18 protein-coding genes are annotated in these 20,381 nt (G+C 39.8%); 10 read left to right on the top strand and 8 right to left on the bottom strand.

Annotation, left to right across the window (positions count from 1 at the left end; all coding sequences use genetic code 11):
• Window positions 1–56 precede the first annotated feature (56 nt).
• Complete coding sequence (locus GQR54_RS05285; RefSeq protein WP_166376768.1) at window positions 57–407, top strand: hypothetical protein; 351 nt, start codon at window positions 57–59, stop codon at window positions 405–407.
• A gap of 75 nt (window positions 408–482) precedes the next feature.
• Here GQR54_RS05285 and GQR54_RS05290 read toward each other — a convergent pair whose 3' ends face one another.
• The 3 genes from GQR54_RS05290 to sixA are packed head-to-tail and all read right to left on the bottom strand — an operon-like array spanning window position 483 to window position 2,077.
• Complete coding sequence (locus tag GQR54_RS05290; RefSeq protein ID WP_166376769.1) at window positions 483–1,220, bottom strand: SDR family oxidoreductase; 738 nt, start codon at window positions 1,218–1,220, stop codon at window positions 483–485.
• 8 nt (window positions 1,221–1,228) lie between these two features.
• Window positions 1,229–1,582 carry a RidA family protein gene (locus GQR54_RS05295; protein ID WP_024591642.1) on the bottom strand — a complete coding sequence of 118 codons (354 nt, stop codon included), beginning with the start codon at window positions 1,580–1,582 and terminating at the stop codon, window positions 1,229–1,231.
• Window positions 1,583–1,606: 24 nt separating this feature from the next.
• The gene (gene sixA / locus GQR54_RS05300; RefSeq protein ID WP_166376770.1) at window positions 1,607–2,077 is read right to left on the bottom strand and encodes a phosphohistidine phosphatase SixA; all 471 of its coding nucleotides are present in this window, start codon (window positions 2,075–2,077) and stop codon (window positions 1,607–1,609) included.
• 192 nt (window positions 2,078–2,269) lie between these two features.
• On the opposite strand from sixA, the gene GQR54_RS05305 reads away from it, so the two are divergent.
• Together GQR54_RS05305 and GQR54_RS05310 are read left to right on the top strand one after the other, a co-directional pair.
• On the top strand, window positions 2,270–4,993 hold the full coding sequence (locus GQR54_RS05305; protein WP_010554661.1) for an insulinase family protein: 2,724 nt from the start codon (window positions 2,270–2,272) through the stop codon (window positions 4,991–4,993).
• A 54-nt stretch (window positions 4,994–5,047) separates the two neighbouring features.
• Window positions 5,048–7,300: a bifunctional diguanylate cyclase/phosphodiesterase gene (locus GQR54_RS05310; protein ID WP_166376771.1), complete on the top strand. Its 2,253-nt coding sequence runs from the start codon at window positions 5,048–5,050 to the stop codon at window positions 7,298–7,300.
• Here GQR54_RS05310 and GQR54_RS19550 read toward each other — a convergent pair.
• Together GQR54_RS19550 and yeiP are read right to left on the bottom strand one after the other, a co-directional pair.
• Window positions 7,297–7,491, bottom strand: coding sequence for a hypothetical protein (locus GQR54_RS19550; RefSeq protein WP_231609324.1), 195 nt, complete (start codon window positions 7,489–7,491; stop codon window positions 7,297–7,299). The two genes, GQR54_RS05310 and GQR54_RS19550, sit on opposite strands and share 4 nt — an antisense overlap.
• Window positions 7,492–7,843: 352 nt before the next feature.
• Window positions 7,844–8,416, bottom strand: a complete 573-nt coding sequence (gene yeiP / locus GQR54_RS05315; RefSeq protein WP_007580599.1) for an elongation factor P-like protein YeiP — start codon at window positions 8,414–8,416, stop codon at window positions 7,844–7,846.
• Between the two features lie 194 nt (window positions 8,417–8,610).
• Between yeiP and GQR54_RS05320 the strand changes: the two genes are divergently transcribed.
• The gene (locus GQR54_RS05320; protein ID WP_166376772.1) at window positions 8,611–8,997 is read left to right on the top strand and encodes an MmcQ/YjbR family DNA-binding protein; all 387 of its coding nucleotides are present in this window, start codon (window positions 8,611–8,613) and stop codon (window positions 8,995–8,997) included.
• A 36-nt stretch (window positions 8,998–9,033) separates the two neighbouring features.
• On the opposite strand, the gene GQR54_RS05325 is transcribed toward GQR54_RS05320, so the two are convergent.
• From GQR54_RS05325 to fadI, 3 genes are all read right to left on the bottom strand, one after another.
• Complete coding sequence (locus GQR54_RS05325) at window positions 9,034–9,543, bottom strand: GNAT family N-acetyltransferase (protein WP_010554658.1); 510 nt, start codon at window positions 9,541–9,543, stop codon at window positions 9,034–9,036.
• A 73-nt stretch (window positions 9,544–9,616) separates the two neighbouring features.
• Window positions 9,617–11,824 (bottom strand): fatty acid oxidation complex subunit alpha FadJ, encoded by a 2,208-nt coding sequence (fadJ, locus tag GQR54_RS05330; protein WP_166376773.1) that lies wholly within the window; start codon window positions 11,822–11,824, stop codon window positions 9,617–9,619.
• Complete coding sequence (gene fadI, locus GQR54_RS05335; protein ID WP_024608908.1) at window positions 11,824–13,134, bottom strand: acetyl-CoA C-acyltransferase FadI; 1,311 nt, start codon at window positions 13,132–13,134, stop codon at window positions 11,824–11,826. Before fadI ends, fadJ begins: the two co-directional genes overlap by 1 nt.
• 306 nt (window positions 13,135–13,440) lie before the next feature.
• On the opposite strand from fadI, the gene GQR54_RS05340 reads away from it, so the two are divergent.
• The 6 genes from GQR54_RS05340 to GQR54_RS05365 are packed head-to-tail and all read left to right on the top strand — an operon-like array spanning window position 13,441 to window position 20,353.
• Complete coding sequence (locus GQR54_RS05340) at window positions 13,441–14,397, top strand: MoxR family ATPase (protein WP_024598407.1); 957 nt, start codon at window positions 13,441–13,443, stop codon at window positions 14,395–14,397.
• Between the two features lie 3 nt (window positions 14,398–14,400).
• Window positions 14,401–15,345, top strand: a complete 945-nt coding sequence (locus GQR54_RS05345) for a DUF58 domain-containing protein (RefSeq protein WP_010554656.1) — start codon at window positions 14,401–14,403, stop codon at window positions 15,343–15,345.
• 2 nt (window positions 15,346–15,347) lie between these two features.
• Complete coding sequence (locus GQR54_RS05350) at window positions 15,348–15,782, top strand: DUF4381 domain-containing protein (protein WP_004335624.1); 435 nt, start codon at window positions 15,348–15,350, stop codon at window positions 15,780–15,782.
• Window positions 15,775–16,761: a VWA domain-containing protein gene (locus GQR54_RS05355; protein ID WP_033028574.1), complete on the top strand. Its 987-nt coding sequence runs from the start codon at window positions 15,775–15,777 to the stop codon at window positions 16,759–16,761. The genes GQR54_RS05350 and GQR54_RS05355 overlap by 8 nt, the downstream gene beginning before the upstream one ends.
• Window positions 16,761–18,701 carry a VWA domain-containing protein gene (locus GQR54_RS05360; protein ID WP_166376774.1) on the top strand — a complete coding sequence of 647 codons (1,941 nt, stop codon included), beginning with the start codon at window positions 16,761–16,763 and terminating at the stop codon, window positions 18,699–18,701. The genes GQR54_RS05355 and GQR54_RS05360 overlap by 1 nt, the downstream gene beginning before the upstream one ends.
• The gene (locus GQR54_RS05365) at window positions 18,695–20,353 is read left to right on the top strand and encodes a BatD family protein (protein ID WP_166376775.1); all 1,659 of its coding nucleotides are present in this window, start codon (window positions 18,695–18,697) and stop codon (window positions 20,351–20,353) included. Before GQR54_RS05360 ends, GQR54_RS05365 begins: the two co-directional genes overlap by 7 nt.
• The last annotated feature ends 28 nt before the right edge of the window (window positions 20,354–20,381 follow it).

Raw genomic sequence — 20,381 nt, forward strand, 5'->3', positions numbered from 1 at the left:
TGTTTATTGTTGCTATTTTTACTTAGCAACTTAATGCAACAACAAAGGTGAAAAATATGAAAACCATTAATATAAAATTGATTAAACTCATTGTATGCTCATTAAGCTTATTATCACTTAGTAGCTACGCGGAATGTATAGTCAGTGACGATGCCATTTTCCCTCAAGATCAAGGTAGTATCACTTTCTGGCAATGGTTAATCCGAAATTCAGATGATAACGCACTTGCTATTTTTTGGGATCAGGGTAATTGCTCTATCTCAAAAGGCCCTCACTATGGTGGGACAGCGCCAGCTACGGGCGATGGTTCTACATTGCATATAACGGTTAAAGACAGCTTTAGAACATGCCACGTTTTTAACCAAAAAAACAGTGAATCAAGAACACTGACAACTTGCAATCCATAGCTGAGAATAAGGGTATTTATCCTCAAAGCTTAACAGTCCAACATAGTGTCTCTTACTCAGCAAAATAGGTGACACTTACAAGCCACCAGCTACATCAATAAAACCACCTGTAGTGAATGAAGCGTCACTGGAAGCTAAAAAGTAAATTGCTGCAGCAACTTCCTCGGGTGTACCGCCTCTGCCAAGGGGTAATTTACTTTTAAGACGATCGACTCGATTTTTTTCACCGCCATCACTATGCATATCAGTGTAAATAAGCCCAGGTCTAACAGAGTTAACACGAATACCTTTACTTGCCACCTCTTTGGCCAAGCCAATAGTAAATGTGTCCATTGCACCTTTAGATGCTGCATAATCAATGTACTCATTAGGAGAGCCCGTTTTAGCGGCCCCCGATGATACATTAACAATACTACCGCCATTTCCCATTCGCTTTACTGCTTCACGACTACATAAAAAAGCACTAGTAATATTTGTTGTCAAAACTTCGTTTATTCGCTCAGCACTCATATCTAACAAAGGCATTTGTGGTTTTAAAATACCGGCGTTATTTATTAGTACATCAAGTCGACCAAAGACTTTATCTATATGCATAAATAAAGCTAAAACGTCAGCCTCTAGTGATACGTCACCTTGAATTACTTCAGCCTCAACGCCTAATCGCTTTACTTTTTCTGCCACCAATATCGCACTAGCTAAATCAGCTTTATAATTAATGCAAACATCATAACCATGCTTTGCAAAATATAGTGCAGTAGCTGCGCCAATACCTCGACTAGAGCCTGTGATAAGTACAACGGGGGAGCGAGTCATTAAAGCTATTATTCTTTTAAAGCTGCGACTACTGAAATTTCAACAAGCAGTGCATCACGTGCCATTTTAGCTTCTACGCAGGCACGTGCTGGTGCATAACCCTCGGTTACCCATGCATCCCATACTGCATTCATATCAGCAAAGTATTCCATGCTCTTTACATAAATAGTCGCGCTAAGCATATGTTCTTTTGAACTTCCCGCTTCATCAAGCAATGCCTCTACTTTATCAAGCATAGTTTGAGTTTGTTCTTTGATATCTTTTTGCGCGTCGGCGCATACCTGCCCACATAAATACACAGTGCCGTTGTGTTTTACAATGCGGCTCATGCGCGCACCTGTTTGTAAACGTTCTATTGTCATTTTACTTTACCCAATTATTTATATTTAAACGTTTTCTGGGGCATTTATACTTAAATAACTACTACGCTGGGTTTGCTCATCGTAACTAATAACAGCAACAGCACCCGTATTAAAAATGGGCATATTGCCAGGACTTAATTGGTCCACTAAATAACTTACAATAGGCATATGTGATACAACAAGCCATGTATTGCATTGGGGGTGAGTAGCAATAAGTGTTTCGATGTAGTCAGCAGCAATTTGAGGTTTGCCTTCGGGAATTATATCAGACGTGGTTTCGCTAAATTTAAATACGTTATTTTTAGCCACACCTGCAGCTGTTTGCTGTGCTCGAATGTAAGGACTAACTAACAGTGCATCAGGGTAATGTGCTTTACTGAGCCAAAGGCCCATTTTTTCAGCTTCTTCATGCCCTGCTTGGGTTAAATTTCTACCTGCATCATCAGCCTGCATGGGTGTTGCTTCGCCGTGGCGCATTATTAGGATTGTTTTCATAAAAAATCAACCGATTAAAGAATATAAAACAGTAGCCAGTTTGCCCGTTTGTCAGCTATATTAACAATATAAATCTATTTATTTCTAAAATAGTTCTTTCATGAGATTCAGGTAAATCTTTAAGCTGTACTTCGCTTTCCTGAAGCCATCATCTGTTGTTAACAAGTAAACGTTTAGTTTCAGGAGCATCATTTGAATATCAGCCGCAATGATAACAGAGCATACCGCGCCTTTACACTGGACAATGGTCTAAAAGTACTATTAGTGCAAGATAAAGATTCTACAAAAGCGGCAGCATCAATGGCAGTTAATGCCGGACATTTTGACGACCCTCTTGATAGGCAAGGCCTAGCACACTTTTTAGAGCACATGCTTTTTTTAGGCACTGACCAATACCCAGATTCAGGCAGTTTTAATAATTTTGTTTCGCAAGCTGGCGGCAACACCAATGCGTGGACCGGCACTGAGCATACCTGTTACTTTTTTGATATTAACAATCAAGAATTTGAACAAGCACTTACCCAATTTAGCCGCTTTTTTATTGCGCCTCTTTTAAATTCAGCCGAAACAGAAAAAGAACGTAACGCAATTGAAGCCGAGTTTAAACTAAAAATAAAAGACGACGGTCGCCGTATTTATCAAGCCCACAAAGAAACGGTAAATCCAGCTCATCCATTTGCTAAATTTTCTGTAGGAAACCTACAAACCTTAGCTGACAGAGAGCGCTGTATTAGTGATGAACTTCGTGACTTTTTTAATAGCCAGTACCAAGCTCAGTGGATGACTTTAGTTATTTGCGCAAACGAAACACTAGACACACTACAAAGCTGGACTCAAACTTACTTTGGCGCAATTAACGGCAACAAAAACCTTAAAAAGCCAGAGATCAGTGAGCCACTTTATCGCAAACAAGACATAGGAAAAATACTCCATATTGAGCCACATAAGCATATGCAAAAACTTATTATAAGTTTTGCTATGCCTAATATTGACGACTTTTATCGCCATAAAACAGTAAGTTTTATTGCCCACTTACTTGGCTATGAAGGCGCGGGTTCTCTTTATTCTATTTTAAAAGAGCAAGGCTGGATCAATGCACTTTCTGCTGGCGGTGGTATTAATGGCAGCAACTTTAAAGATTTTAATATTAGCTTAGCGCTTACCGATGAGGGTATTGAATACTTCGAAGACATTATTGAAATGGTGTTTGAATACATTTGCTTAATTAACGATAACACCGAAAAATTGCCACGCTTATACCAAGATAAAAAAAATCTATTACAAATAGCATTCGATAACCAAGAAAAGTCACGCCTGATTGATTGGGTCAGTAATTTAAGCATTAATATGCAGCATTACGATGAAGCAAACTACGTGCAAGGCGACTATTTAATGGAAGGCTTTAAAAAAGCGACCCACGAAATGGCCATGCAGTGGTTAACGCCACATAATATGCGCATCGTACTTATACATCCAGATGTAGAGCCTGAACATAAAACGGCATGGTACAACACACCATATAAAGTAGAACATATTTCACCTAGTTGGCTTGATGCCCTTAGCGAGATAAATAAGCCGTTGAGCGAAATGCTGCTACCTACAGCTAATCCTTATTTAACAAAAGAAGTGGTGTTATTTGATGTCGTAAAACCACAAACAAAACCCGAGTTATTAGTAAAAGAACCCGGTTTTGACTTTTGGTTTAAACAAGACAACACATTTCGTGTTGCTAAAGGCCATTTTTATTTGGCCATGGATTCTGATTTTGCCGTAAAAGATGTAAAACATATGGCACTCACCCGCTTATTTACAGATTTATTTATGGATAGTGTGGGCGAGCAATTTTATCCAGCAGAACTTGCGGGACTTAGCTACCACTTAACCTCGCATCAAGGTGGATTAACTCTACATACCGCGGGGCTTTCATCTAGCCAGTTAGAGCTTGTTGATCAATTAATAGATGCTTTATTTAATGTAGAGATCTGTGCAAAACGCTTTGCTGAATATAAAAAACAGCTTGTAAGGCATTGGCGCAATAGCAACCAAAACAAACCAGTCAGTGAGTTATTTAGCATTTTAGGCGCAAAAATAATGCCTTGGAACCCACAACCTGGGGAGCTTGCATCGGCATTAAAAAACACCTGTTTTCAGCAATTTAATGAGTTCAGAACAGACTTTTTTAAAGCACTACATGTTGAATCATTTTTACATGGTAACTGGCAGCAAAGTGATGCAATAGCCTTTCAAAAAAAGGTCGCAAATCACTTAAAAAACGCAACCATAATTGAAGATTTAAGACGCCCTCTTTTTGAAATTAAAAAAGTAACTCGCTACGAGTTAGAGCTTCCTTGTAACGACCATGCAATGGTTATTTACTATCAAGCGCAAACGGATTGCGTGGCCGAAAAAGTAAAAATGATGGCGTTAAATCATTTAATTAATCAAGATTACTTTAATGAATTACGAACTACACAGCAACTTGGCTACTTAGTAGGCGCAGGTTATGCACCATTTAATACGCGTGCTGGTATAGCATTTTATGTGCAGTCACCTAAGTTTGATGCAAAAACTTTATTGCATCGACATAACCGTTTTATTAAAAACTACCTTGATAACATTGATGCACTTGATGAAAACGATTGGCAACAGCAAAAACACGGCCTTAGTACTCATATTGCAGAAAAAGATAAAAACTTGCGCCTGCGCTCACAACGGTTATGGCTTGCTATAGGCAATAGAGATCATGAATTTCATATGCAACAACGACTTTTAGATGCCTTAAATGCGCTAACCCTAAAAGAACTAAAAGTTTATGCACTAAGCCTATTTGATGATAATAGACCAAGATATGAGCTTTTAAGCTCGGCAAAAGTCAATAAATCTCAAAATATGCCCGTTTACTCTCAATCTCTTTGACACTAGGTTTAGCTTGTTTTAAATTATCATTTGTAAATTAGAAGTAATAAAAAAATGATAAAAATAATAATAAAGCTAAGCATGCTTGTAGTACTTGCTTACTCATTTGAGCTTTTTGCCTTTGAGTCATCACTTAATTACAACTCCGACAATATACTTATACTAGCAAGCGCCATTATAGCGTTTGCTTTGCCCTACCTGTTATTTGTAATCCACAAACTTAGACGCTCACGCTGCCAACTCCATCTTTCTGAAAAACGCCTTAAAAGTACTGTTGAAGGTAGTGGCGATACACTTTGGGACTGGAACATAAAAACAGGCGAAGTTATTCGTATTAACGATAAGTACTTAATGGATTCAACTACCTTAATGGGGTTTCCGCCAAACAAAGGCCTTATTCACCCTCACGATATTAATAACGTTGAGCACTTGTTAAAAGTACACTTTGCACAGCAGTCTGCTTTTTTTGAAGCCACTTACCGGATAAAAGATACATTTGGTCGTTGGCATTGGGTGCTCGATCGCGGAAAAATAATTGAAAAAGACGCTAACTTATCACCTCTTAGAATGACAGGTACCGTTCGCGATATATCACAGTTAAAATCAACGGAAGAGCGCCTAAACCTTTTTGCTAAATGTGTTGAGTCGCTCACCGATGCCTTAGCAATTTACGATAAAAACTTTAAACTGGTTGATACAAACCCTAGCTTTTTAACCTTGTTTGGTGGCGTACGCGAGCAATACTTAGGAAAAGATTTTAACCTACCTGGGTATGAGCCAAGCTATACAAAAAAAATTATTGAAATAGTAAAAGAGCGCGAACATATCCAACAAGAAGTGAAGCTTCGTAATAGTGAGCGCGTTTTATTGCCTATAGAAATATCTATAGATGAAATTAAAAACGATCAAAATCAAATAACCAATTATGTCGTGGTTTATTCCGATTTAACAGAGCGTAAAAAAGCCGAATCGCAAATGCATAATCTATCGAATCGAGATCGTACAACCAGTCTGCCTAACCGAAATTTATTTTTTACTGATTTACATAAACTAGTAAAACTCAATTCGCACCACGCATTGCTTGTATTCGATTTAGATAACTTTAAAAAAATAAATGACTCGTTAGGGCATCAACTAGGTGACAGCCTATTAGCTAAATTAGCGATGCGCTTAAATAAACTAACCCGCGAAGATGATGTGTTTTATCGTTTAGGCGGCGATGAGTTTGCTCTGGTAATGTCTGACACTAACGACATACATGTAATTACACGCATGGCAAAACAGTTTTTAGCCGCCATTGCTACACCATTTAAAATGGCTGGCCACGAACTGGCAATCACCTCAAGTGTAGGTATTGTATTATTTCCAGAAGACGGTAATACACCTGAACTGCTCTTAAAAAATGCAGATACCGCCATGTATCATGCTAAAAAGAAAGGTAACAGCTACTTATTTTTTAACGACACGATGAACCGCCAAGCAGTTAAACGATTGCAAATTGAAAACCTCATGCGCTTTGGTTTAAAAGAAGACCATTTTGAAGTGTACTACCAACCAAAAATGAATATTCGCACAGGCAAGCTAACAGGAATGGAAGCATTAGTGCGCTTTATTACACCCAAAAAAGGCATTATTAGCCCAGGCGTGTTTATACCCATAGCCGAGGAAACAGGCCAAATAATTGAAATTGGTGAAGTGGTATTAAATAAAGCCTGCAGAGACGTAAAAGAATGGCTAGATAGCGGTTTATTTAGCGGCCGAGTAGCTGTCAACTTATCAGCAAAGCAATTTAGCCTCCCCGATTTAACTTCTCGTATTGACGTTATTTTGCAAAAAAACGAATTACCTTCTTACTTTTTAGAGCTTGAAATAACAGAAGGTACTGTAATGGACGACCCTAAAGAAGCCATTGCAATTATGCGTTCGTTAAGTGCCCGAGGTATTCATTTAGCAATGGATGATTTTGGTACTGGTTATTCATCATTAGCGTATTTAAAGCAATTTCCGCTTAATACACTTAAAGTAGATAAAGCATTTATAGATGACATGACCAACGAACGTGGGCGTAATATGGTCGACTCAATAGTCACTATTGCACATAACCTTGATTTGCATGTAGTTGCTGAAGGTGTAGAACAAGCTCATCAAATTGATATACTTAAAAAGCTTAATTGCGAAACAGTACAAGGTTATTACTATTCTAAACCACTATCAAAAAGTGAATTTACTGAATTTTTAAAGCAGCAACAAACTAAAGCAACCCCAAGCTTAATTAGAAAAAATAAAAATGTGGCGTCGATAAATTAAGGGCGCCATATACATGCATTTATTCCTACATTTCTAACTAAAGCACGACGATAATGTAGATTAAACAAGCACCAGGCCACAGGGCCAAGTATACCGCCTAAAATGAGCCATCGCTTAATTGGCATACCTTTTTTAATGGCTTCTAAATACATTAAAGCTATAAATGTAATACTTAGTAAAAATATAAACAAAGTCACCTCTTAAAGTTGCTCAAAAATACGGCGGTTATTCTAACGCTAACGTGATTAAATTTAAAGTCACAAATCCCCCGCGCGCACAAAAAAGCCGAACCTGTTAAACACAGATTCGGCTTTTAAAATTATAATTTATACCAATCTGCTTATATATGGGGTCTATTTAACGTTAAGAAAATTACGCTAGAACTAGGCAAAAGTTTTTATATCTAGTTGTTCTCGGCAATTGCTCCCTGCATTGCTCTACCTCCTGCATCCATGCAGTCGTAAATAAAAAACTTTTAACGACGTTATAGTGCAATTTAATTCGTTAAATTGATCAAAGATTTATGCAGGTTGGTATTACAAGTTACTTTTCAGCACGGCCCATAAATTTGTGTTCAACAGTATTAATACGGATACGGTCACCTGTTGAAATATGCTCTGGCACAGAAATATTTAAGCCAGTTGACATACGTGCAGGTTTTGAACGAGCACTCGCAGATGCACCTTTGATAGATGGGTCTGTTTCTTCAACAACAAGTTCAACACTTGACGGTAAATCAAGCCCTACTGGCGCGCCATCAATAACAATTACGTGTACGCCTTGTGTTTCTTCATTAACAAATAAAATTTCTTCGCTAATAGCATCTTTGCTTAAGTTGTAAGGCGTGTAATCTTCATTATCCATGAACACATACTCGTCACCATCAATGTACGATAGCATTACTTCACGGCGGGTTAAATCAGCCAGCGTTAGCATGTCACTGTCTTTGAATGTTTCGTCAACTTTACCACCTGTTACCACATCGTATAAACGCATACGGTATAAACTACCACCAGCACGACCTTGCGGCACAGAGCGCACAATATCTTTTACAACTAAAACGCGGCCATTGAAGTCAATAGCCGTACCTTTTTTAACATCACTCGCCTTTGGCATGTGTGAATTCCTATTATTTTTTTGATTGCCAGAAACATACCACGAACTGGATTTTGTTCAACTAAAATTACGTTGGTTTTACGCTACATGTTGTATTAGCTTGTAAAATTTTAATTTATACTAAAATACATATAATCAAATGTGAAAAAAACTGCTATGGTAGCTTTACCGAGTATGACTTCAAGGAATGGATCATGGACCAGAAAAAAGTACATGAGTATTTAGTTAAAAAACCACTTGTTCAGGTTACAAAACCATTTGCGCAAGAGGTTGATGTATATAAAGTGAATCATAAAATGTTTGCGACTCTTGCTATTGGCAATGACGGTCAAACTAATGATGATGGTGAGGTTATTTGGTGGCTTAACTTAAAGTGCGATCCTGATGAAGCAATATCATTGCGTGATATTTTCCCGGCAGTGATCCCTGGTTACCATATGAATAAACGCTTATGGAACACAGTAATTTTAGACGGCACAATTGCACAAGGTGAAATTGAGAGAATGATTGATAACTCATTTAATTTAGTCGTAGAAAACATGCCAGAAAAAGACCGAAAAGCTATTTCACTTCACTTGTAAACACTTTTTGGGCTAGGCTACTAGCCCATTAAAACCCTACACCTTAAGCGTATAAATTAAATCGTCATATAACTTTTCGCCTATTGTATGCACTTTAAAAAGTGTATCGGTATGGGTTAAACCGCACTTACCAAGCACCTTTTCAGAACCAATATTGCCACGCGTTACGACTGCTTTAAACTGCCTAATACCACATTCTTTCCAAGCCCAGTCAATCACAGCTCTTAGGGATTCTGTCGCGTAGCCTTTATTAAAATACTCTGGCAATAATAAATAACCAAGCTCTGCGGTTTCTCCGTCATAGGCAAAACCTGTAACACCCACAGGTTGTTTTGTTTGATTATTAATAATGAGTAAACACAGGGGATGACGTGATTTAGCATTCCACTTAGGCAAGCGTATCTCAAAGCGGTTTCTTACCAGTGACTCCATTGGCATATCAAAACAAAACTTAAGGACTTGAGGATCGCGATGAAGCGCTAGAAAAAGAGGCCAATCAGATTCTTCCATTTGGTACATGCTCAATCTTTGTGTAAATAATGTCATTAAGCTCCTCATTTATTTATAAAAACTATAAAAAAACCGCATTTAAATGCGGTTTTTTTATATAGCAGAAACTTTATTCTTTCGCTTCAATCTCTTTGGTAACTTCAGGCTCAGTTACACTTTGCTCTTGTAACTCAGTGCTTTGTACTTCAGGAGCTACAACCTCAACATGTGTTGCGTTATAAAAAGTAGCACCAGAGCTTGCCATTGTTACCAGTGATTCACATGGTGCAAAGTTAGCATCGCTGTTAGCTAATGTAGACATATCAGAGCTTATTTTACTCGCGCCTAATTTATCCATATATCTAAACGGGCCACCTAAAAATGGTGGAAAACCAATACCAAATATTGCACCGATATCGCCATCACGTGGGCTGGCAATAATGCCATCATCTAAACAGCGTACTGCTTCGTTAAGCATTTGCGATACACAACGCTTAGCAATTTCGCTCTTGTTTAAACGTGGAGCCGGGGTAACACCCAATAGTTCGTAAACTGACTCATCAACCTTTTTGCCTTTTTTATCGTATTCATAAAAACCACGACCCGATTTACGGCCAAGGCGTTTTGAATCAATCATACGCATAAATGCATCAGGGCCTTTAAAACGCTCGCCTAATTCTTTTTCAAGAATTGGGGCAATTTTAGAGCCAATATCAATACCTACTTCATCAAGTAGAGCCAGCGGTCCTACCGGAAAACCAAACTCAACAAGCGCTGCATCAATCTTTTCAATTGGCTCGCCTGCTAACATTAAGTTAGCAGCTTCGTTTAAGTAAGGCGCTAAAATACGGTTGACGTAAAAACCGGCCATGTCTTTTACAACAATTGGCGTTTTGCCTTGCTTACGTGCAAAGTTAACAACGCGGGCAATGGTCTCTTGAGACGTACCTTCGTGTGGAATAATTTCCACTAATGGCATTTTTTCCACTGGTGAAAAGTAATGCAAGCCAATTACATTTTCGGGACGTGCTGCCTGGGCTGCAATTTGCGATATTGGTAATGATGACGTGTTACTTGCAAAAATTGTATTTGCTTGGCATTGCTGCTCTACGTCTGCAACCATACCTTGCTTAAGAGCAAGATCTTCAAACACCGCTTCTATTACTAAATCAATGTGTTTAAAGCCACTGTAGTCAGTTGTACCTGTAATACGGTTCATTGTTAACTGCACATCAGCTTTAGACATAATACGACGCTTAAGGCGCTTGTCTAAAATTTTATAGGTGTAGCTCATTGCATTACTAATGCCCTGCTCTGCTACATCTTTAATACGTACCGGTACTTTAGCTTTAACAGCACTTACGTGCGCAATGCCTGCGCCCATTAGTCCACCACCTAAAACAGCAGTTTTGCTTATTGCGGGTGCGTCATCATTGCGCCACTCTTTTTTCATTTCAGTGGTTGCAAAGAAAATACCGCGAAGCGCTTTAGATTCGTCACTCATTACAAGTGTTGCAAAGCTTTCAGCTTCTGTTTTATACGCTTTTAGCTCATCAAGCTCTACACTAGCTCGCACTGCTTTAATAATAGCTAGTGGTGCTGGGTAGTGCCCGCCCGTTTTTTTAAGTACGTTTTCTTTGGCTTTTTTAAAGATAAAGTTACGACCAAACGGGTTTGACTCTAATAATTTACTAATATTGTCGAGCTTTGGCTCTTTTGCTTGTGGCTTTTTCTTAGTCGCAAATTCTTTTGCAACTTTTAGCAGCACACTGTGCGGTACGCAATCATCAAGCACGCCTGCTTTTTTAGCTTGCGTAGGACGAATTTGTTTACCGGTTAGCATCCACTCAAGTGCTTTTTGAATGCCGACAATTTTAGTTAAACGCTGGGTACCGCCGCCACCAGGTAGTAAACCAAGTTGCACTTCTGGTAGACCAATTTTTGTTAAATCACTGTCGGTACCAATACGGTAATCACACGCTAAAGCAAACTCTAAACCACCACCTAATGCAGCACCATGAATTGCACTAACTGTTGTATATGGCAGCTTTGTCATATCAAAAAATGCTTTATGGCATAGCTCGCTAATAGCTAAAGCATCTTCACGCTTTTGAACGCTATCAAGCATTTTTACATCGGCGCCAGCAATAAAGTTATCGCTTTTTCCGCTTATAAATACCATGCCCTTTACATTTTGCGACTTAGCGTCTTCTAGTAATACTTTTAAATCATCGGCAAAACTGCTGCGCAGGGTATTCATTTTCTCACCCGGCACATCAATCGTTACCACGGCGATTTTATTTTCATCTACCGCTAAATTAAATACTGAATCTGTCATTACGCGCTCTCCAATACAAAGGCTGCACCTAAACCACCAGCAGCACACGCTGTTGTTAATGCTAAACCGCCACCACGACGTTTAAGCTCGTGTAAGCTCTGCGTAATTAAGCGTGCACCTGTTGCTGCAAATGGGTGACCATATGCTAAAGAGCCGCCGTTAACGTTAAACTTATCCATGTTAATTTCGCCAATTGCTTTGCTGCGACCTAAATGCTCTTGTGCAAATTTGTCTGAAGCAAACATTTTCATATTGGCAAGTGTTTGCGATGCAAACGCTTCGTGCATTTCAATTAAATCTAGATCAGCAAGCGTAATACCCGCTCTATCTAGTGCAATAGGCGTTGAATGAGCTGGGCCCATTAACATATCTTTTTCTACGCCAATTGCCGAAAATGCAAAGCTACGTACGTAACCTAGTATTTCGTAGCCAAGTGCTTTTGCTTTGCTTTCGCTCATCATAAGTACGGCCGCTGCACCATCAGTTAATGGTGTTGCATTTGCGGCAGTAACAGTACCGTGCTGACGGTCAAAAACAGGTTTAAGCTTGGCGTAGCCTTCAACCGTTGAGTTTTTACGAATGTTGTTATCTTCTGAAATAAAGCTTTTATATGGCGGTAAATGTGCCGTCATTACTTCATCTTTTAACTTTCCATCAGCCCATGCTTGCGTTGCAAGTGAGTGAGAACGATGCGCTAACGCATCTTGATCTTCACGGCTAATATTATGTGTTTTAGCCATTTGCTCAGCAGTTTGCCCCATTGAAAGGCCTGTTGAGTACTCTGCAACAGCAGGAGGCACTGGTAATAAATCTTTTAAGCGCAGTTTTGAAAATATTTTTAAGCGTTGACCAAGCGTACGCGCTTTATTTAAATCAACTAAGCTGCCTGCTAGCTTTTTACTTACACCAATTGGCAATACTGATGACGAATCTGCGCCGCCTGCAATACCTACACTTACAGATCCCGCCATAATAGACTCAGCTACATTAGCAATAGCCTGAAAGCTGGTAGCACATGCGCGCGATACAGAATATGCATCAACCGATACCGGCATACCTGTGCCCAATACAATTTCACGTGCAATATTTGGCGCTTCTGGCATTTGTACTACTTGACCAAATACAAGTTGATCAATTTCTGACTTGTTGAAATTTAATCGTTCAAGCATTTCGTTAACCACCAATTTACCCATATCAAGTGCAGGTACATGGTGAAACGCTGTTGCTTGCTTTGCAAAAGGTGTACGTAAGCCGCTAACTATGGCAATACGGTCGCCCTTTGGTGTTTTTAGTATGTTTTGCTTAGACATTTATGCTCTCCCGCTGACAGGTCTGACCTGTTTGTTTTCCTCGATTCTAAACAACCCGTGTGCTAAAGCCAATAGAAAAACACAAATTTATATAAATAGTGTTTAATTACGACTATCACAATAGGCTTTTTTAGACGCATTTACAAAGTTTTGTGGTACGCTAAAAATCGTTAAAAAATAACGAACTATTTTAAAAAATACAGTCTAACTCTTGAGTTACCCAATTATAAACCTTATAAATAGGTCAGTATTTATCACCTAACACTATTAGGTACAAACCCAGCTGACGAGGACAGTCCACTTATTATGGCAGCTAACGCATTTTCACAATTAAAAACGTACTTAGATACACAAATCATTGGCCAGCCAGAGCTTACACAAGCGCTACTTATTGCTATTTTAGCTGATGGTCACTTATTAGTAGAAGGCCCTCCTGGGCTTGCAAAAACACGTGCGGTTAATGCACTTGCTAAAGGCATTGAAGGCTCATTTCAGCGCGTACAGTTTACGCCAGACTTATTACCGGCTGATGTAACAGGTACCGATATTTACCGCCAACAAACCAGCGAGTTTGTATTTGAAAAAGGCCCTCTTTTTCATAACCTAATTTTAGCTGACGAAATTAACCGTGCACCAGCCAAAGTACAATCAGCATTATTAGAAGCCATGGCTGAACGCCAAGTTACCGTAGGTAAAAACACCTATCCGCTTAGCGAGCTGTTTTTAGTTATGGCAACACAAAACCCGCTAGAGCAAGAAGGGACTTATCCGTTACCAGAAGCCCAGCTGGATCGTTTTTTACTGCACCTAAGTATTGGTTACCCTGGCGCAGAGCATGAGCTTGATATACTGCGTTTAACGCGCGGCGAAGCACTTAACGAGCAACAGCCGGTATTGCAAAAAATTAGTCAAAGCGATTTATTTGCAGCTCGTAAAGAGATACTAGGCCTTTATTTAGCAGAGCCGCTTGAGCAATATTTAGTACAACTTATTATTGCCACCCGTGAAGGCGCTAAATTAGATGCGCAACTAGGTAGCTGGATTGAATTTGGTGCAAGTCCGCGTGCAACAATAGCACTTGATAAATGTGCTCGTGCTCATGCATGGCTTCAAGGCCGTGACTTTGTAGCACCTGATGACATTCAAGCTGTTGTGCATAACGTACTGCGTCATCGCATTATTTTAAGTTACGAAGCCCAAGCCGATGGCATTACTAAAGATCAAGTAATAAGCCGTATAGTTGAACTTGTAGCCGTACCATAAGTTATGCAAAAACAATTGGAATCCCAAGCATGGCTCAAACAGAGCCATAGCCACGGTGTTAATTTAGCACTCAAAGAGCTGATGTATTACAAAGCCAAAGCGCAATTGCTTGAACTTGCCCCTAAGGTAAAAATAAAAAACACCTTAACAGGGCAATACCTTGCACCGCACAAAGGCCGAGGAATGGAATTTGCCGAAGTGCGACATTATCAGCAAGGTGACGATATTCGCTCTATTGATTGGCGAGTTACTGCGCGTACCGGCGAGACTCACACAAAGCTCTTTCAAGAAGAAAAAGAGCGCCCTGTGTTTGTATTTACTGATTTTTCTAACTCAATGCTGTTTGGTTCAAAGTTACTGTTAAAGTCGGTGCAAGCTGCGCATATAAGCGCTCTTGTTGCATGGTCGGCGTGTCAGCGCGGCGATAGAATTGGCGGTATTGTGTTTAATCAGCACTCGCATTTGGAGTTAAAGCCCAGCGCCCGTGAAAAAGCAGTCCTTAAGCTTTGTCATAATTTATGCGACAACCACCAGCAAGCACTCAACAACATTGATAAAACAGCCCCTAACAACTTTAGCGATAACCTAAAGCGCCTAAATCATTTAGCAAAACCAGGTAGCTTAGTGTATTTAGTGTCTGATTTTAATGCTCTGGATGATGCGAGCTTTAAGCAACTCGAAATATTAAGCCGCCACTGCGAGCTGATTGGTTGCCATATAAGCGATCCATTTGAGCATCAGTTACCTGCGTTTAAGCAAGCAGTCACCGTTAATGCAAATGGTCAAGACTTTGCCCTACCATTAATGGATAACAGCTTTAGAGAACGCTTTGCTAAAAATGCTGAGCAAGCATTTAGTACGCGCTTTAATCGCTTAACTAAATCGGGTCTTAATTTAATATCATTCAATGCAGCAACACCGCTTGAGCTGCAATTAGTGAGAAAATAACCATGCAAACCAATCCACTCGATGGCCTGCACGATATAATAGCGCCAAGCCAAGTTAATTGGTGGCCACTCGCCCCTGCTTGGTGGGTTATTATTGCACTGCTGTTTTTAGCACTGTGCGCAGCTATTTATATATTTTACAAAAAACATAAATTTAAAAAGCCTAAACGCTACGCAATACAATTGAGCCAAAGTGAGCAAAATCCTCAGCAACTGCATATTATTTTAAAACGTTTAGTGATTGAATATTACGACAAGCGCCTTGCTGCGCAATCTACCTCTAAATGGTGCACAACACTTAATACACTCACCGGTTTGAGCTTTACAGAACAAGAAATACTAAGCTTGTATAATCCCAGCCAAAAAGATACAACACTGTGCGAAAAATTTCGCCAAGGTATTAAGCAATTTAAAATAAAGGAGTCAGTAAATGTTTGAATTTAGCTGGCCATGGTTATTTTTATTACTGCCCTTGCCTTTATTACTTTTACTATTAAAACCCGCGGCAAGTAATGCCAGTACGCGTTTACGTATACCCAGTTTTGCAAAGCACAATTTAACCAGCCAAAGCATTGAGCCACACGCACGACGTTTAAATCCTTTCGAATGGATAATTTGGTTATTACTTGTTACTGCCGCTGCCAATCCAACATGGTTAGATGAGCCAATCTCATTACCAAATGAAGGGCGCGATATAATGTTAGCAGTTGACTTATCAGGCTCGATGACCGAACAAGACATGGCTTACAATGGCCAATATGTTGACCGCCTTACCATGGTAAAAGCCGTACTCAGTGATTTTATAGAGCAGCGTCAAGGCGACAGGCTTGGGCTGATATTATTTGGCGACACCGCATTTTTACAAACCCCCCTCACGCGCGACGTTAAAACAGTAAGTAAAATGCTCAGTGAAGCGCAAATTGGTTTAGTGGGGCGCGCAACAGCCATTGGTGATGCATTGGGTCTTTCGGTAAAACGCTTTGCCAATAAAGATGAAAGTAACCGAATTGTGGTGCTATTAACCGACGGACAAAATACCGCTGGTAATTTAAACCCAGAAGATGCACTACTGCTAGCTCGCGAAGAAGGTATTAAAGTGTACACCATTGGCGTTGGCTCAGATAATCCGCGCGGCTTTAGCCTCTTTAATATGGGTGGCTCTAGTGGCAGTAATTTAGATGAAAGCTTACTTAAAAAGATTGCCGAGCAAACTGGCGGATTATACTTTAGAGCCAAAGATGTAGCAGGCCTTCAACAAATTTACGCAGAGCTTGATAAACTTGAACCTATTAGCGCTGATGAACAAACATTTCGCCCACAAAGCTCATTATTTTACTACCCGTTACTTATCGCTATTTTACTTATTAGCTTAAAAGTAATGCTTAGTACACTGCGTGCATTAAAGGAGCCAAACTAATGGATTTTGAATTTATTCGCCCTGCTCTTTTATGGTTACTCATACCTGCTGTGGCATTATTTTTTGTTGCCTTAATTAAGCATAAAAAAACGACTAGTGAGCAGCTAATTGCACCGCATTTAGCACAATTTATAATGAGCGAAGCAAACACTAAAGCCAGCCAGCCACTTTGGTTAGTTGCTTTGTTTTGCAGCCTTGGCATTTTATTTAGTGCTGGGCCTAGCTTTGAGAAAAAACAAGTTCCTGTATTTCAAAGTAAAAGTGCCCGTGTAATTGTTATGGATATGTCGTACTCAATGTACAGCACTGATATTTTACCAAATCGTTTAATGCAATCACGCTTTAAAGCGCTTGATATGATTGAGCTATTTAAAGAAGGTGATACCGCGCTTGTAGCTTACGCAGGCACGGCCTATATAATATCGCCACTAACAAACGACGCCACAACACTTAGTAATTTAATTCCAAGCTTAAGCCCTGAAATAATGCCAGACAAAGGCTCAAACGTTTTAGCCGGTCTTGATATGGCCAAAGAGCTATTAACGCAAGCGGGTTATATTGATGGCGACATTATTTTAGTGACCGACGGTATTGACCAACAAGAACAAAGCGACGTGAGTAGCTTTACCAGTAACACCCAATATAGATTAAATATATATGGCGTGGGTACCGCTCAAGGCGCTCCAATTAAGTTACCTGAAGGTGGTTTTTTGAAAGACAGATACGGCCAAATTGTAGTACCTACTCTCAATGCCAGTCAGCTTAAAAATTTAGCATCGAGCAGTGGTGGTAAATTTGCTAGTTACCAGCCTAGTAATAACGACATAAATACGTTTGCCCCAAATGCACAGAGTGAATTATTGAAAGACGAAAAACAAAGCCACGCACTTTGGCGAATAGATGCAGGTATATACGGACTCTTGTTATTACTGCCATTTGGTTTGTATTTATTTAGACGCGCTGCCTTGCTGGGGGCTTTTTTAGCCTTTAGCTTTTTACCGCAGCAAAATGCGTATGCCGTAGAGCTTCCTACTCTTTTGCAAAATGCAGATCAACGTGCATTAGAGGCTTACAAAAATAAAGAATACGATGCAGCAACACAGGCGCAATCGAGTGAGTTAAAAGGCGCGGCGCTTTACCAGCAAGGTAATTTTGATGCTGCACTTAATGAGTTTAGTAATGATAAGTCGGCTAGCGGTTTATACAACTACGGTAATGCCCTCGCCAAAGCTGGCAAGCTTGAGGACGCCATTGAAGCCTACAAACAAGCCCAAACCTTACAAGACGACTTTACACAAGCAACTGACAACCAAGCTTTAGTTGAACAATTACTCAATCAACAAGAGCAACAAAACCAGCAAGATCAGCAAAGCGACGGCGACGACTCTCAAGACCAAGATGATAGCCAGAAAAAAGATGAGCAAAACCAAGGGCAAAATTCTGATGAGTCAAAACAGGATAAGCAACAAAATGGTGATAAAAGCGATTCTGAAAAAGGCGAAAACGAAAGTCAAAGCTCAAGCGATGAAGAATCTGATAAAGAATCAGATAAAGAGTCTGAACAATCAAAAGATCAACAAGGTGAGCCTGGCGAGCAATCAGACAAGCAAAATGAACCTGATATGCAAGCTCAGCCACAAAGTGAGCAAGGGCAAAATAAAGACGCTGACCAGCCTCAAGACGAGCAACAACAAAGTAAGCCACAAACAATGAGTGAGCAACCTGCTACTGATGAGCAAAAACAAAATGCTCAGCAACAAGCTATGCAAGCCCAAGCAAGTGAGCTCACTAATGAAGAAAAAGAAAAAGCACAACAGCTTAATCAACTACTTAGAAAAGTCCCGGACGATCCGGCTATTTTATTACGGAATAAAATGCAATTAGAAGCCCAAAAAAGACAATATAAACGTCGCCCTACAGGAGTCGAAAAATCATGGTAATGCGATTATTTTGCTGTTTATTGCTATTAAGTGCGATGCCTTCGTGGGCTGCCACCAAATTAGAAGCCAGCGTAGATAAAAACCCTGTTTTAGCGGGTGAATTTTTTATGCTTAATATATCCGTAGACGATACAGTTAAAGGCGAGCAACCAGACACCTCATCGCTGTTAAAAGACTTTGTGGTAGGCCCAACAAGCTTAAGCTCTCGTACCAACATTATTAATGGCAGCATTAATAAACAAACCACGTGGTCGGTTAAATTAATGACCCGTGCAGAGGGCGATTACACTATTCCTGCATTTAGCGTTGCAGGGTTAACCTCACAGCCTATTAAATTAAAAGTGGCAAAACGCTCAGTTGATGCAGATAAAAATAATGAAATATTTTTAAAAACGTCGCTCTCGAGTAATTCATTGTTTGTCCAAGAAGCCGGTGTTTACACTATTAAGCTTTACCTTGCGAAAGAACTGCTTGATGGTAGCTTAAGCACACCAAGTATGGAAGATGCTCAGCTAACCCAATTGGGTAAACAAACTGAAAGCTATGAGCTTGTTGATGGTAAACGCTACCTTGTTATTACTCGCGAGTATTTGATTCAGCCACAAAAAAGTGGTGCGTACACTATTGCAGGCCCCGCTTTTCAAGGACGAGTACAACAAAATTATCGTCAATTAGAAGTATCAGCTCTTGGCGACGATCAGCAAGTAGAAATCAAACCAATTCCGAGTGACTATAAAGGTGCATGGTTACCAAGCGAGCTGGTTAGTCTTGATGAAGAATGGCAACCTAACGACAACACCGTAGAAGTAGGTACGCCTATAACACGTACTATTACACTTACAGCGCTTGGGGTTACAAAAGAGCAATTACCTGAAATCTCTATGCCTACCATTGATGGCATACGCAGCTACCCTGATAAAAAAGAAAATAACAATGCAGTACGTGACGGACGCGTTGTATCGCAGCAAACTGCATCGTATGCATTACTGCCGCAAAAACCAGGTACTTACACTTTACCTGAAATACAGCTGCCTTGGTTTAATACTAAAATGAACCGTATTAGCGTAGCTACATTGCCAAAGCGCACTATAACGGTAACGCCAAGTAGTACCGCACCTAATACCGCCGTGGCAAACCCACAATCAAACCCAAACAATTTACCTGCTATTGAAAATATTTCGAATGAAGCGACAGGCACACAACGTATTGAAACTAAAAGTGATACTCCTCTTTGGTTAATAGTTGTTGCCGCTTTAGGGTATATTTTATGGATTGGTACTGTAATTTTTTACTTAATGACCCGTTCTACTAAAAATACGACTGAGAAATTACAACCAAACAACCGTGATATTTCTCAGCCGAGCTTAAATGAGCTTAAAACGCTCGCTAAAACACACGATGTGAAAGCTTTTTACACCGCATTAAATAGTTTTTCTGTAAAGGTGACTCACAAAAATGTTGGCGCTATTGATGAACTTTGCATCCGCGTAAACAGCAGCGAGCTTAATGGCCTCATTAGCCAATTGCAGGCACAACTTTATAGTAATAAAGGCGCAAACACGGATCTTAATGCTATTATTAAAATTCTTGAGAACTATCAAACTCAAGCATCAAAGTCGCAACAAGCTGTATTAAAAGACCTTTATGATTAATAACTACGATACTCAGGTCTTTTTTTGC

It is taken from the genome of Pseudoalteromonas sp. Z9A4, assembly GCF_011378845.1.
Lineage (GTDB): Bacteria > Pseudomonadota > Gammaproteobacteria > Enterobacterales > Alteromonadaceae > Pseudoalteromonas > Pseudoalteromonas arctica.

What these genes read in the sequence shown, in the direction of transcription:
- GQR54_RS05350 (WP_004335624.1), top strand. Translation starts at nt 15,348, where the DNA reads ATGCAAACCAATCCACTCGATGGCCTGCACGATATAATAGCGCCAAGC.
- GQR54_RS05310 (WP_166376771.1), top strand. Translation starts at nt 5,048, where the DNA reads ATGATAAAAATAATAATAAAGCTAAGCATGCTTGTAGTACTTGCTTAC.
- GQR54_RS05360 (WP_166376774.1), top strand. Translation starts at nt 16,761, where the DNA reads ATGGATTTTGAATTTATTCGCCCTGCTCTTTTATGGTTACTCATACCT.
- GQR54_RS05365 (WP_166376775.1), top strand. Translation starts at nt 18,695, where the DNA reads ATGGTAATGCGATTATTTTGCTGTTTATTGCTATTAAGTGCGATGCCT.
- yeiP (WP_007580599.1), bottom strand. Translation starts at nt 8,416, where the DNA reads ATGCCAAAGGCGAGTGATGTTAAAAAAGGTACGGCTATTGACTTCAAT.
- sixA (WP_166376770.1), bottom strand. Translation starts at nt 2,077, where the DNA reads ATGAAAACAATCCTAATAATGCGCCACGGCGAAGCAACACCCATGCAG.
- GQR54_RS05345 (WP_010554656.1), top strand. Translation starts at nt 14,401, where the DNA reads ATGCAAAAACAATTGGAATCCCAAGCATGGCTCAAACAGAGCCATAGC.
- GQR54_RS05320 (WP_166376772.1), top strand. Translation starts at nt 8,611, where the DNA reads ATGGACCAGAAAAAAGTACATGAGTATTTAGTTAAAAAACCACTTGTT.
- GQR54_RS05340 (WP_024598407.1), top strand. Translation starts at nt 13,441, where the DNA reads ATGGCAGCTAACGCATTTTCACAATTAAAAACGTACTTAGATACACAA.
- GQR54_RS05325 (WP_010554658.1), bottom strand. Translation starts at nt 9,543, where the DNA reads ATGACATTATTTACACAAAGATTGAGCATGTACCAAATGGAAGAATCT.
- GQR54_RS05355 (WP_033028574.1), top strand. Translation starts at nt 15,775, where the DNA reads ATGTTTGAATTTAGCTGGCCATGGTTATTTTTATTACTGCCCTTGCCT.
- fadI (WP_024608908.1), bottom strand. Translation starts at nt 13,134, where the DNA reads ATGTCTAAGCAAAACATACTAAAAACACCAAAGGGCGACCGTATTGCC.
- fadJ (WP_166376773.1), bottom strand. Translation starts at nt 11,824, where the DNA reads ATGACAGATTCAGTATTTAATTTAGCGGTAGATGAAAATAAAATCGCC.
- GQR54_RS05285 (WP_166376768.1), top strand. Translation starts at nt 57, where the DNA reads ATGAAAACCATTAATATAAAATTGATTAAACTCATTGTATGCTCATTA.
- GQR54_RS05295 (WP_024591642.1), bottom strand. Translation starts at nt 1,582, where the DNA reads ATGACAATAGAACGTTTACAAACAGGTGCGCGCATGAGCCGCATTGTA.
- GQR54_RS05290 (WP_166376769.1), bottom strand. Translation starts at nt 1,220, where the DNA reads ATGACTCGCTCCCCCGTTGTACTTATCACAGGCTCTAGTCGAGGTATT.